The sequence below is a fragment of the Cupriavidus pauculus genome (genome assembly GCF_002858765.1).
In the GTDB taxonomy this organism is placed as follows: Bacteria; Pseudomonadota; Gammaproteobacteria; order Burkholderiales; family Burkholderiaceae; genus Cupriavidus; species Cupriavidus pauculus_B.
In genome coordinates, this window is record NZ_PJRP01000009.1 from 99,330 (window position 1) to 112,398 (window position 13,069).

General features: G+C 59.8%; 12 protein-coding genes. 9 read left to right on the plus strand and 3 right to left on the minus strand.

Annotated elements, in window-relative coordinates:
* The first annotated feature begins 38 nt into the window (after positions 1–38).
* The 4 genes from CYJ10_RS19070 (at position 39) to CYJ10_RS19085 (ending at position 4,139) form a co-directional block, all read left to right on the plus strand.
* On the plus strand, positions 39–1,709 hold the full coding sequence (locus tag CYJ10_RS19070; protein ID WP_101683042.1) for a VapE domain-containing protein: 1,671 nt from the start codon (positions 39–41) through the stop codon (positions 1,707–1,709).
* 661 nt (positions 1,710–2,370) lie between these two features.
* Positions 2,371–2,892, plus strand: coding sequence for a hypothetical protein (locus CYJ10_RS19075; protein ID WP_101683043.1), 522 nt, complete (start codon positions 2,371–2,373; stop codon positions 2,890–2,892).
* A 188-nt stretch (positions 2,893–3,080) separates the two neighbouring features.
* Positions 3,081–3,518 (plus strand): hypothetical protein, encoded by a 438-nt coding sequence (locus CYJ10_RS19080; RefSeq protein WP_101683044.1) that lies wholly within the window; start codon positions 3,081–3,083, stop codon positions 3,516–3,518.
* A gap of 66 nt (positions 3,519–3,584) precedes the next feature.
* Positions 3,585–4,139 (plus strand): hypothetical protein, encoded by a 555-nt coding sequence (locus CYJ10_RS19085; RefSeq protein ID WP_101683045.1) that lies wholly within the window; start codon positions 3,585–3,587, stop codon positions 4,137–4,139.
* Positions 4,140–4,592: 453 nt separating this feature from the next.
* On the opposite strand, the gene CYJ10_RS19090 is transcribed toward CYJ10_RS19085, so the two are convergent.
* Complete coding sequence (locus tag CYJ10_RS19090) at positions 4,593–5,480, minus strand: hypothetical protein (protein WP_146002074.1); 888 nt, start codon at positions 5,478–5,480, stop codon at positions 4,593–4,595.
* Between the two features lie 393 nt (positions 5,481–5,873).
* Between CYJ10_RS19090 and CYJ10_RS19095 the strand changes: the two genes are divergently transcribed.
* Positions 5,874–6,368, plus strand: coding sequence for a hypothetical protein (locus CYJ10_RS19095; RefSeq protein WP_146002075.1), 495 nt, complete (start codon positions 5,874–5,876; stop codon positions 6,366–6,368).
* An 81-nt stretch (positions 6,369–6,449) separates the two neighbouring features.
* On the opposite strand, the gene CYJ10_RS19100 is transcribed toward CYJ10_RS19095, so the two are convergent.
* Positions 6,450–7,481, minus strand: coding sequence for a site-specific integrase (locus tag CYJ10_RS19100; RefSeq protein ID WP_101683048.1), 1,032 nt, complete (start codon positions 7,479–7,481; stop codon positions 6,450–6,452).
* 259 nt (positions 7,482–7,740) lie between these two features.
* Complete coding sequence (locus tag CYJ10_RS19110) at positions 7,741–8,535, minus strand: aminoglycoside adenylyltransferase family protein (protein ID WP_101683187.1); 795 nt, start codon at positions 8,533–8,535, stop codon at positions 7,741–7,743.
* A gap of 244 nt (positions 8,536–8,779) precedes the next feature.
* Here CYJ10_RS19110 and CYJ10_RS19115 point away from each other — a divergent pair, with 244 nt between their 5' ends.
* The 4 genes from CYJ10_RS19115 to CYJ10_RS19130 all read left to right on the plus strand — a co-directional run bounded on the left by CYJ10_RS19115 (position 8,780) and on the right by CYJ10_RS19130 (position 12,911).
* The gene (locus CYJ10_RS19115; RefSeq protein WP_101683188.1) at positions 8,780–11,155 is read left to right on the plus strand and encodes an ATP-binding protein; all 2,376 of its coding nucleotides are present in this window, start codon (positions 8,780–8,782) and stop codon (positions 11,153–11,155) included.
* Between the two features lie 85 nt (positions 11,156–11,240).
* Positions 11,241–11,960 carry a methyl-accepting chemotaxis protein gene (locus CYJ10_RS19120; RefSeq protein ID WP_146002076.1) on the plus strand — a complete coding sequence of 240 codons (720 nt, stop codon included), beginning with the start codon at positions 11,241–11,243 and terminating at the stop codon, positions 11,958–11,960.
* On the plus strand, positions 11,957–12,508 hold the full coding sequence (locus CYJ10_RS19125; protein ID WP_257993421.1) for a hypothetical protein: 552 nt from the start codon (positions 11,957–11,959) through the stop codon (positions 12,506–12,508). The genes CYJ10_RS19120 and CYJ10_RS19125 overlap by 4 nt, the downstream gene beginning before the upstream one ends.
* A 37-nt stretch (positions 12,509–12,545) precedes the next feature.
* The gene (locus CYJ10_RS19130) at positions 12,546–12,911 is read left to right on the plus strand and encodes a response regulator (RefSeq protein WP_101683050.1); all 366 of its coding nucleotides are present in this window, start codon (positions 12,546–12,548) and stop codon (positions 12,909–12,911) included.
* Positions 12,912–13,069 lie beyond the last annotated feature (158 nt).

The following is a 13,069-nucleotide window of genomic DNA, read 5'->3' on the forward strand; positions in this document are numbered from 1 at the left end:
TCAAATTCGATTGGCTATGCAAGTAACCGGAGTTAAGTATGGCGGCCAGCAATGTAGGCGGCAACGAGAATATTGAGCACACTGGCGCGCCGGTGGATGGTGAGGTTGATACCTCTCCGTGGGGCGAAGAAGATGAATACGCCGGGATGCTTGAGCACGGGCGACGGGAAGAGCAAAAGGCCGTGCTGCGGTTAGCCGATAACAAACTGCGTGGCGAGGAGGCTGCGGCGCTGGCACGCCTTGAACCTGATCTGGTGAAGCGCGCCAAGGCTCTGAAAAGGCTGGGTGCCTTTGACTTTCCTGAAGAGAAGCCAGTGAACAACGGCGGCATGGTTGTGATGCGCGCGTCCAAGACTGACCTTAACTTCTGGGCATTCTATGATGCCATGTTCGGCACCGAACTCCCCAGCAGGCCGCACTTTGATACTTTCCGTGGCGCTCCTGTGGACCACACCGGCAATGAATTTGATGCGCGCTCGCCGATCATGGAGATGGTCAAGGCGGTGAAGGCCGCAGAAATCCATGAGGTCAGCGCAGAGGATATCCGCCGCACCTACAGAGAGTGGATGCTGAATGATCGCATGAATGATCTCGCGCACAACTTCTCTGCTCGCATTCCGCAATGGGACGGAAAGTCGCGGCTTGACACGTTCCTGTTCCAATACATCGGGGCATTCGACAATGACACAAATCGGGCATTCGGGAAGTATTTCTGGCTGTCCCTGTACAACCGCATCACCGATCCGGGGTGCTTCGCGCCAATGGCCCTTGCGCTATTCGGGCGGCAAGGTTCAGGCAAATCAAACATCGGACGGATGATCTGTAAGGAGGTGGTCGGACCAATTGTCGGCCCCAAAGCAGAAACGGTGCCGATGAACCTTGGTGTGAAGACAATGAATCCATTTCTGCGAGCCATCACCGGGAAGAGCATTATAGCCAACGTCGGTGAAATGACCGGCTTCGGTCGTGCAGATATCAACTTCATCAAAGACTTCATGACGCGCGCAAATGATTTGATGGACCAGAAGTATGAGAAGCACATTGGTCAGCCGCGCCAGTGGATCGTGATGATGGACTCGAATAAGTACGAGGGCCTTCAGCGCGATGACACAGGCAATCGCCGCTTCTATCCGATGTTTGTTGGGCAGTTGCCGGACAAGGATGGTCAGCCGCAATGGTCCAAAGACTTCACCATCAAAGAAGAGATGTTCAATGAATCATTCTGGCAGATCATGGCAGAGTGCCGCGAGTGGATGAAGACCGAAGGCGGGGGTGATGGCTACAAGAACATGGTTGAAGATGTTTCAGAATTGGTTCTCAAGTTCAACGATGATGAGCGCGCAATGGATCGCGGCACTGTGCACGACCCGGAGTTGGAAGATGCCTTTGTTCCAGGGTTGCTTAAGTGCAGAATGCGCTATGTCAAAAAGCGCGACGGCTCAGGGAGGGGCGGCGTGCGAATTGACATAGTGGATTTGAACAAGGCAATCATGTCTCTCTACACCACCAGCAAAGGCCCGCAAAAAAATCACCTTGATACAAAGCTGACGGCCCTTGGTGGTGAATTCGCAAAGGACGGAAAAGGGACTTTTGTTTGGATTCCTTGCGATAACATTGACGCGTTTGTTGCAAAGTTGAATTCTGGCGGCGAGGAATATGAAGACACCGGGGAAGTTCGACACGCAGTTGATGAAAACCGCGGATTCTGATTGAATATTTAGTTATATTGCCTGCTGGCATTGGGCGGAACTCTTGAGTCAAATAGGCTCTTGATTCCGCCATTTTAATTGAAACGCGCGCAAATAATCTTGTATTGCCGCACCATTTGGCTGCGGATTTCGCCCTTAAGTGCCCCCTTAAGTGACAGCTAAGTACATTGGATTCTCTTATAAAACAACGGCTTATTTCCTTAAGTGCCTTAGGTGCCTTAAAGTTATCCGCAAATGCAAAACCCGCCGGATCCACTAGCCATATACATTTCAAATCCTTGTCACTTAAGGCACTTAAGGCACTTAAGGAAATAGAGAACACCGGAAACCCAGCAGCGGCACAGCTTAACAGTGAACGCCCTTAAGTGACAGCAGCAGCGAGACCAAGCACTTAAGGAATTAGAGGCACTTAAGCAATCATCAACAGTTCATCTTGGATTGTCCCAATCCACCAGCCATGCGGCTGGACCGCTCCCATCAGCACACCGACAGTCACTCGCGGCCCATCGCCCAACGCCAACCAGAACACGTTCGTGGATCGAACTGCACGCGGCACTCCCAAGCGCCAACGAACACGCCACCGCTCGCGGCGAACACTGGCCCCAGACATACTCGCTCGCGTACGCAGAACACAAGCGCGGCAGGCCCGGCGCGAACGACCATGAGCACGATCACACGTATCCCAGCGTCCGAGTTTGGCGACCCCGAATTTGCGAAGCTCAACCTGGACTACTTCCACGAGTATGTCACGTACCGTGTCCACGGATACGCTCCGCAGGTTGCCTTCATCCGCGTCTTCGGCAACGAACAGGCCATGCACAACGGTCACCTGAAGATCCACGAAATTGAGCACAACCCGTGGGTGCGTGCAACCCTCGCCAAGCGCCTGCACGAGGCCAAGAACCGTGACCTGTGGAATGACAAGATCGCCACGCTGGAACTCCTGAGCGTGCTGCGCGACCCTGCGGCAAAGCACCCTTCTCGTGTCACAGCCATCAAGGAGCTAAATGTGCTCCACGGCATCACGATCACCGACGAGAAGGGCAACACCCGTCGCGGCATGTCCCTGGACGAGTTTTACAAGGCCCACGGCACGCCGCCTGCCGGAGTACCGGCCACGAACCCATCACCGACACACGACCCGGTGGACGGGGCCAACGAACCGCGCCCCACGACCCATTGACCCAGCCGTAACGCCGCGCCCAATAGAACACCGATCCCACGGGCTACAGGACGCGGCCCGTCCCCTCCTAGTCCCGCACTCTCCTCCACCTAAGCACCAACCCCACAAATCATGAGCGATTCGCACCATAAGCAACCGCCCTTTGGAGGCAGGGTGCGTTTGAGCAGTCGCATACAGGAGCACCGACCATGAACCCATTCGCATGGACCGTTGACCACCTCAACCAACCGGGATTTAGTGCAGCGCTGTTGGAGGTGTCGGATCTTGATGCAAGGTGCGCAGCGCTGAAGTACGACATGGGGAAGGCGATCAAGGTTGAGACGTTGGACTGCGCGACGTTCAACCCGCGTTTCCGTGGCATGGACTCCGCGACACGACACAAGGAGGCTATCGCAGAGTCTTGGAAGCGTGAAGAGGTCGTGGCGGCCCGTCTCACGCGAGATGGCGTGCGGTGTACTGTCGATGGCGTATCAACGGACAGCAGGAGCTTGCGCGAATCGTTCCGGGTTCACGGCCTGCCAGACCACAAGCACATTCGATTCCGAATGAGCCTGAAGGCGTCACGCGCAGCGACGTTTGTATGGGAAGGCTTCGAGTATCACTTTGAACTTGTTGCGCTTGGCTGACGGCAACCTGCCAGGCGCACCGTTGTGTTGTACATTTGCCGGACAACAACACAAGCGGGTCGAACAATGTTCAAGAAAAGGAACAGGGAGTATTTGAGAGATGGCCGTCTGGCCGATGTTCTTGCGCTGATTCAAATCCTTGCGCTTCACGAAAAGACAAGACGCATCAACTCGCGGCTCGAAAACGAATTGCGAGGAAAGCCGAACACCGCAGACGACTGGGTCACCATCGGAAGACAGCACCGGGAATTCTTCAATGTGGTCACGCCCAAGGAAGAGGGCAAATCTCCCAACGTCGCATTGATTGCGCGAGACTCGCAAGAATGGGAACCGAGTGCGAAGGGCGAAGACGTGAAGCCAGTTCTTCCGCTGGAAACAACCATCAAGTTGATGGACATGGCAACGGAGCTTCACGATAGGCAGCACGCCAGCAGCCAAGCGTGGAGGAATTGGGTCTTGCCGATGATTGTTTCAGGGTTGGCGCTGGCCGGGTCTATCGGGTCAGCCTATCTCACCACCTTCTGGAAGCAGACTCCTGCCACAAATATCAACGTCTACACAACTGACGTCCCGGCTGCGTCCCGCGCACAAGCCGCTCCCCAGCCAGCCGCACCAAAGTAAGCGCCGAATCGACATTCCACAACCGCCCTCCAAAGGCGGTTGTCTGCGCACAGATGTTGAAATCCGAAGCAAAAACGAAAACCCCGGACAGTCCTCTAGGCTGCCGGGGTGGTCGGGTTACTCGGTCATTCCGGTCAGCGCGCTTTACTTCGCGCGAACGAGGAACATGAAGCACTCCGCGTTCTTCGGATACACGAGCTTGCCGCTACGCCAGTGCTTGAAGCACTTGCAGCAAACCCACCGATATCCCGGGGGTGCGGGTCGATTGGTGTTGTCCATTGCTGGACCTCCTTAATCGGATGACCCACTTGACACCGGTAACCCTCGCCCCAATAATGGGCTTGCATGTCGGGGGTTATTCCCGGCCTCCCTTTGGACAGGTCATATGTCACGGGGAGATCAAGAGCCTTACGCAGCGCCAACTGCGTAAGGCTTTTTCTTTGCGGACGCGACCTACTCTTCATCCGCATCGTCCGCAAGCTGCATGTCAATCATTGCCTTGAGCCGTGCCTTATCCGACTCATAGAACGGGATGGGCAACTCCAGCCACGCACAGCGGCCCTTCGGCAGCCGTATCGGCACACGGATTACGTCGGGGTTCGCCTCGGGGATCGGCATAGCCGGGCCACCGCCAGCAAACCCGAGGGCCGCTGCTTGCTGAGCCAAAACGGCATTCGCGCTCGCGACATGCGTTGCCGAACCGCCGCCCGCAGCGCCAGTCGGCTGACGCACCGGCTGCATACGGCCTTGATAGCTCGCCTCAATCCAGTTGTGGGGCGGTAGTTGCGGATCACGAGGAATCTCATCTACCTCCACCGGCTCCCGTTCCGACATCGCTTGGCCGTGATCTGAATCCAGGCGCTGCACCGGCTGCTCGTAGTAACGCGCGAACTCCACGGAGCGCCGGAAAACCCCCACGTATGCATCGGCACCGTTCGGGATGAAGCCGAGGCTGATGAAGTCATAGCGCAGGTTCGCATCGGACGGCAGGCGACCGCTGTACTTGTCCAGAAGCGTCGCAAAGATCTGCGGCGTGCGCAGCCAGCCGATCAACAGGGCTTGCTTCTGGGCCTCGTCCGGATTGAACTTGTAGTCCTCGAAGTCCTTCGTCACTGCGAGGTGCCCTTCCTTCGGGCGCTCGACAAGTCCGTAGTAGCGCAAGGAAGCGATCGCCTGAGCCGCAGCACCGTTAGTGGCGGTCTTGTACCCGAGAGCCTGTGCAACAACTTCCGCAGGCGTCGCATGACGTCCTTCAGCCGCGTACACCTTCTCCACGCGCTCCAGCGCGTCCGGCAGTGCCATTGTTGGCGCCCTGGGGCTCTTTTTCCTCACGTCGCTCATCGTTCACCTCCTATGCGATGTGTGGACTGTACATGGTTTTTTGGCGCCGTGCCAGCGGATTACGCGAAACTGCTTCCCGTTGTCGCAAAAAAACGTACAAATACTCCCCGACTTATTCGCTTACGTGACTTATAGAGCATTTATAAGAACTTCTATATTCGCGCTAATCGTTTTGCTAACAGAAATTGGCGGTCGCCTAGGCCGCCAAGTCCCTCTTACGTCCCCAAAATGGGCTAGATTGGCAACCTGCCTCCATATGATCGCCTGTAAGCGCCGTTGGTTACCGCCCAAGGAAGGCGGTTGCCTAGCCCCTACCAAGGCAGTGGATGCCACGCGCGGCAGAACCGCCAATAATTGCTGCGTCGGGACACACCTAAGGAAAGGGAGAAGACGGTGAACAACAAGACGGCAATAGGGGCCGCAATGCTGGTGGCGTATCTTGGGCTCACGCCAATATCAAACGCAAACGCCTATCCGGTCCAACCAAATCAACGCTCGAATGTTCCGGTGGACCACAGCAACGCATCGACCGTCTACAGAAACCTGCCGCGCACCATTGGCAATATCAAAAGCGTGGCCGTCCTTGTGGAGGGGAAATCAGTCGCATACATGAGCGACAGCGAGGCATGCATCCTCCAGACGACAAGGCCGCATTCGTATCCGCTAGAAGGGCTGAAGTTCTACACGCTGTGGCAAGGGCAGGACAACCTATATCGCGGCGAAGGATGTGTGGCCAAGGATGAGGAAGGCAGGTTGTTGTCCTTGGGGTGGGTGTATCCAAGGGATGACAAGGGCTTCACGCGCCCGTACGGTCAACGCTTCGAGTTCATCCGTGCTGACTGGAAGGATGCACCGGCCTACCTATGGAAGGAGAAGCGGAGGAAATAGCGTAGGTAGAAAGGAAGCGCCGCACGCCCTTGTTCGTGGCGTTGCCCGAAAGCGAGACGTGCGGCAGATCAACTACGCCTGTCACCCCAGTTTCAACGCAATGTCCTCCGGTCGCGGCGCGGCATACCGTTGGATCATGGATAGCGTCTTGTGGCCGCTAACCTGCGACACCTCCACAATATTCAGGCCCTTCTCCAGCATGCGGCTGACACCCTCTCGCCGCAGGTCGTGGAACCGCAGACCCTCTATCCCAACCCGCTTAGTCAGCCGCGCAAAGGCGTGCTTAAGGCTGCTCCGGTCATTCGCGTAACGCCACAGGACGTGCCCGAACTTCGGATGTGAGCCTGCACTGTCGGGTCGGTCCAACTGCAATTCAGTCAGCGCCTCAATCGCGCGTGTCGATAGCGGAATCGTTCGCGGCGTGCCGTTCTTGGTGATAGGGAACCGTGCCACACGCCCAACCATGTCAACGTGCGCCCATGTCAGCTTGAGTAATTCGCCCTGACGCGCGGCTGTCTCGATGGCCAAGATTACAGCGGGACGCAACTGCTTGTTCCGGGCGCGTTCACACCCCGTCATCAGCTTATCGAACTCGCCCGCCTTCAAGCGCCGGTCACGCGCGGCTGGTGCCTTCGGTCGGGTGATCTTGCACTCAGGCACCGGGATGCCCCAGTCCGTACGGGCACGATTCAGAGCGGATCGGATGATGTTGAGTTCACGCAGTACCGTCCCGGCGCTAGCCGTCTTCAATCGGTCGTCTCGGAACTTGGCGAGGATGGCCGGGGTGAGCTCCAGAATTGGCGTCTTGGTCCACTTGGCGGCGAGCCACATGTCGATGCGCTCCTGGTCGATCTTGCCGCCCCTCAAGGTCGGGCAGACCTCATCTCGAAATTTCTTGAGCACATCGCCCACGGTGGTTGCGGCGTGCGCGGTCTTGTCCGCTATGCCCAGAGCCTCGCCGGTATCGAAAGCCCGTTCAATCTGCCGCGCCCAAGTGATGGCGTCCGACCGCTTGGCGAAGGTCTTGGACTGGATCGGGTAACCCTTGCGCCTGCACTTCGCCTGATAGGTAACGGCGCCAGATGCAGATACGCGCTTGGAGATGGTAGCCATGGTTTGCGTCCTTTCGGAGTCCCTTGGACGCAAGACCGCTGTGAGCGGATGACGCTAAGTGATTGATTACGCTGAGCAAATAGTGCTTGGCTCTTGGGTTACCCACCAGCCTTCACACGGCAGGGGTCACAGGTTCAATCCCTGTACCACCCACCAGATTCGTCAAAGAGCCCAGCAGCGATGCTGGGCTTTTTGTTTTGGTGCTGTTTGGTGCTGATCATTCGATCGCCGATCAACCGATCTGCGAACCCGCCCTCGCCTACGCCACCAGAATTTCTTCAATAGCGGCGCGTGCGAAGCGGATGAACGCCGCCATCTGCCCGGCATCGGCCAGGGCTGTCTCCGGACCGCCATCCAGATACCCCGCCCTTGCCGCGATCAAAACGGGACGGAATGCCTCGGGCACCCGTTCCAGCACCCAAGTCGCCGCGACGTCCTTCGGGGCGATCTTTCCCGTTACCGCGCTGTACCAGATACGGGCCAGTGCCAGCACGACGTTGCGTTCGTCGTCCTGCCAATCCGCTTCGGTATTCCATTGCGCCACGGTATCGCGCAGCGCACGGTTGAAGTCTTGCGCGGGAACGGCGTCGAGAAGCGCCGCCGTCGGGGGGCCCACCAGTGCCACGCCGTGCTGGCGTGCCTTCGTCAGAAGGATGGCCAGGTCGTGATCGAAAACTGGCGGTTCGACGATACCTGCCTGCAAATCGGCGCGTAGCCATTCGCCGAACTGGATCTCGCGCCTGGCCGGATAGCGCCAGGGCACCACTTCGTCCCGCGCCACCAGGGTGACTTCCAGCGCGCGCCACCGCCCGTCACTGCCCGGCGGCACAGAGATCGTCAGTAGATCCAGCATCAATGCGCGTCTGGCCGATTCTTCAAGCCGCGTACGCACGATCACCAGCAGGTCGATGTCGCTACGCGACTTCAACCCGCAGTCAACGGCCGATCCAAACAGGTGGATGCCGATCAGCGTGCCACCGAGGTGTCGCGCGATCACGGCGCACGCCAGCAACGCCTGCTCTGAAATATCCGCGGGAACGATCGCGCGTGCCATCTCGGTCATCGGCAGACTCTTCCTAGTCAGATTTACCCGGCAAGCATACGGCCACTGGTCTCAAGGCGTCACGCGTTCGCCAGGCCTACCCCTACCTCTGAGGGGCAATGCACGACCGTGACATGTCATCCCGAGGTCACAGTGCAATCCGCATAATCACCTCCGAAAAACATGCCTCGCAAAAAGACGAGGCAGATCCCCTTCGTTGAAGGGCTTGACACTCGTAATGCCGGGGAGCTTTGCCATGACCATTCGTCAGCGCATTGTGCTGCTGATCGTCCTGATGTGTCTGGCGTTGGCCGCGATTGGTGGCTACGCCGTACTGCAGACACGTTCCAGCGCTTCTGAAGTGAAACAGGTCACCGAGGGTGTCGTGCCCAGTGCATTGGCTTCGGCCGATATCGTGTCGCTGGTCAAGGACATCCAGCTGGCCACCATGACCCTGGTCTACGCACCCGACGCCAACTTGCTGGCGCAGGCGCAGGAAGATCTCAAGGCCAGGCAGACCGCGCTGGGCGACGCGCTGGCCAGGCAGGCCAACAATGCGGTCACCCACGCGCAGAAGGGTCTGCTGGCGCAGGCCAACGAAAGCCTGACCAACTATTTCGACGCCATTCGCGAAACCGCTGAAATGAAGGCCGCGGGCCGCGACGAGATCGCGCAGGCCTTCCTGTTCGCCAACGTCGCACGCTATCGCGACGAGATGGAAAAAATCGTCGATACGCTACGCGTTGAGAAGAATCGTGAGAAAGACGATGCCATTGCCGCGCTGAACGGCAACTTGGCCAGCGCAGCCGGCACCATCGGCCTGGTTAGCGCGGCGGCCGTGGTGCTGCTGTCGATGATCGGCTGGCTGCTCCATCGCCAGATTGCCCGGCCGCTCACGCGCATGCAGTCCACCATGAGCGACATCGCCGCAAGCCAGGACTTCACGCGGCGTATCGAAGTGGGCCGCATGGACGAGATTGGCCATTCGATCGTGGCGTTTAACCAGATGATCGAGCGCATTCAGGAAAATGCATCGCTGTTGCGCCAAAAAACCACCGATATCCAGGCCATCCTGCAGAACATGCAGCAGGGCATCCTGACTGTGGTGGAAGGTGGCGTGGTGCATGCCGAGTACTCGGCCTACCTGGAACAGATCTTCGAGACTGGCGACATTGCCGGACGCCCGTTCATGGACCTGGTGTTCGCCGACGCCGGCCTGGGCGCCGATGCGCTGGCGCAGGTAGACGCGGCCATCGACGCGTGCCTGGGCCAGGACGGCATCAACTTCGTCTTCAACGAGCACCTGCTGCCCACCGAGATCGAGAAACGGCTGCCCAAAGGCCAGATCAAGGTGCTGGATCTGAGCTGGTCTGCCATCACCGGCGATGCCGACACCATCATCCGGCTGATGCTTTGCGTGCGCGACGTGACCCAGCTGCGCGAACTGGCGGCCGAGGCCAGCGAGCAGCGTCGCAGCCTGGAGATCATCGGCGAGATCCTGGCCGTCAGCGAAGAGAAATTCCACCGGTTCATGGAAACGGCGCACGGCTTCGTCCACGAGAACGAGCACATCATCCGGCAGTCCACAGAGGCCGACAACGCCGCCATCGCCGCCCTGTTCCGCAACATGCATACGATCAAGGGCAATGCGCGGACGTACAAGCTCCAGCATCTGACCGATGTGGTTCACGAGGCCGAGCAGCGGCTGGAACTGCTGCGCAACCTGGAACGCCAGGCCAGCGACTGGAATCCCGATGCGTTGCTGAAAGACGTGGCGCGCGTGCGCGACACGCTGGCCCGGTACGCCACGATCAGCGAGGACAAGCTCGGCCGCCGGGGCAATGCACGCGGGCCGACCGCACTGGCCGCCGACCGCCCCACCGATGCCGAGATGGCCCGCATCCGCGAAAGCCTGCGCCTGCTCGAAGGAGCGCGCACCGACAGTCTGGCGGAATTGCTTTCGATGCGGGCGGCGGTGCATCGCATCCTGCGCGTACTCGATGCCACCAGCCTGGCCGAAGTGCTATCTCCGGTAGTCGATGCCCTGCCCTCGCTGGCCGCGGAACTGGGCAAGGCCGCCCCGCAAGTCAGCATCCAGGACAACGGCTACCGTCTGCGCGCCGAGGTCACCGGCATGCTGGAGAACGTGTTCACGCACCTGCTGCGCAACGCGATCGACCATGGCATCGAGCCGGCCGAAGCGCGCCTGGCCGCAGGCAAGCCGCCGGCGGGCACCATCCATATCGAAGCCGGCGTCGACCAGCAACTGCTGCAGATGACCGTTGCCGACGACGGCCGGGGCCTGGCGCTGGACAAGATCCGCGCAACCGCCATCGACCGCGGCTGGATCGACGCGGATGCCGCGCTCAGCGACGACACCGTCGCCCATTTCATCTTCCGTCCGGGCTTCTCGACCGCCGAAACGGTGACCACGATCTCGGGCCGTGGCGTTGGCATGGATGCCGTGCGGGAATTCCTGGCGCGCTCCGGCGGCAGCATCGAACTGCGCTTCACCGACAACCACGTGGGCGCCCCCTTCCGGCAGTTCCAGACCGTGGTCAGCCTGCCCGAGCGGTTCGCCGTGGACAGCGTGGCCGTGCTGGCCGAGACGCCCTCGCCTATCGCGCTGTAGCGCGGCACAGTGGTCAGGATCGGCTTGAAAAGTGAAAAGACGGGAAGTTTGGAAGGTGGTTCGCGTCGGATAAGGAACAGGCAGTATGGGTGAGTATCTTGTAGGGGCATTGCTGGGCGCGGCCATCACGGCGGTGCCGGCATGGCTGGTGTGGCGCCACAACGCCCGGCACATGACGGAGCAGGCGCAAGCCGCGCAGGACAGCGTGCTGGCATCGCGCGATCAGGCCCAGGCCGAGCTGCACGCGCGCATGGCGCAATCGGAACGGGACAAGGACGCGCTGGCATCGGAAATCCTGCGCATGCAGGCATCGGCCGCCGAGCGGACGGTGTCTATCGAACAAATGGGCGCGGATCTCGCTGCTAGCCGTCAGGTGCAGGCCGATGCCCTGCGCCAGGCACGCCGGATCGCCGCCGAAACCACGCGGCTGCGCGGGCTGGCCGACACCTTCGAGCGCTGGCACGAGCAGATGATCTCGCTGATGGCGCGCAACCGGGCGATGCACGAGCAGAACATGGAGCTGTCGTCGATCGTCCGCCACGTGGTGATCGTGTCGCTCAATGCATCGATCGAGGCAGCGCGGGCTGGGACGGCGGGCCGGGGCTTTGGCGTGGTGGCCAGCGAGGTTCGCGCCCTGGCGGCGCGCTCCGAGGCGCTATCCAAGAGCTACGGCGACAGCCTGCATCAAAGCGACCTGACGACGACGGCCACATTTCAGGACATCCAGGCCGGCGGCAAGATGGTAACGGCGTCGCTGGCCAGTGTCGCCCTGCTGGCCGAGCAGTTCGAGGCGGCATACCAGTGAACGGCGCAATGATCAGCGCGCAGGCGCGGCAGAGCCTGGAACGCGTGCTGCATCGCGCGGTGGCATCGCGCCTGGTGCTGGCCGACGACGACGCCTGCGAGATCACGCGCCAGGAAGCGCAGCCGGCCCATGACGCACCCGACGACGTAGTGGTGGTTCTTACCATTTCGTCGATGGGGTTCCGGTACATGCTGTTCCTGCGCTTCTGCAACGATGCCGCATCTATCGGCTACTTCGCACGCGGCGTCGCCGGCAATCTGCACGACGCCCTGCTGGAACTGGCCAACCTGTGCTGCGGCGCGATCAACCAGGATCTGGTCCGGCATTTTCCAGACCTCGGCATGTCCACGCCGTACGTGCTGGGCGGCCAGAGCCTGGCCCACGTGGACAGCCTGCGCCCCGACTATCGTGCCGACTTCGACGTTGCCATCGGTGCATCGGTCCAGGTCGGCGTGACGATGTGCATGTTCACGCGCGTACCCATCGACTTCCATCTGGCGCAAGAGATTGAGGAAGACGCCAGCGAAGGCGAACTGGAACTGTTCTGACCCGTTTAGGAATGGATTGACCTGCAGGAGCAAAAGAATGGCGAAAATTCTAGTAGTGGATGATTCGAGCGCGGTGCGCGACGAGGTCGCGAGCTTTCTGCGCACGCATGGACTGGATGTGCAAACGGCGGTGGATGGCAAGGACGGCCTGTCGCGATTGAAGGCCGACCCGGGCATCCGTCTCATCGTCAGCGACGTGAACATGCCCAATATGGATGGCCTGACCATGGTCGAGAAGATCCGGGGCGAACTTGCCAACAAGAGCGTCAACGTGGTGATGCTGACCACCGAAAGCAGCCAGGCCATGAAGGACCGCGGCAAGGCCGCCGGCGTCAAGGGCTGGATCGTCAAGCCGTTCAAGGGCGTCGCCGTGCTCGAAGGGCTCAAGAAGCTGGCCGTCTGATTGGCCGCTTTTCCGATATGTGCCGGGTGTTTTTTACCCGGTTTGCGGTCTTCAACCTTTCGAGGACCGAGTGCTGCGGTCCATGCTCGCCGGGTTACTCGGATAAACATTAGAGACAAAGCCAATCAGAAGTTGATTCGAGAGAGACGGGCCGTCTA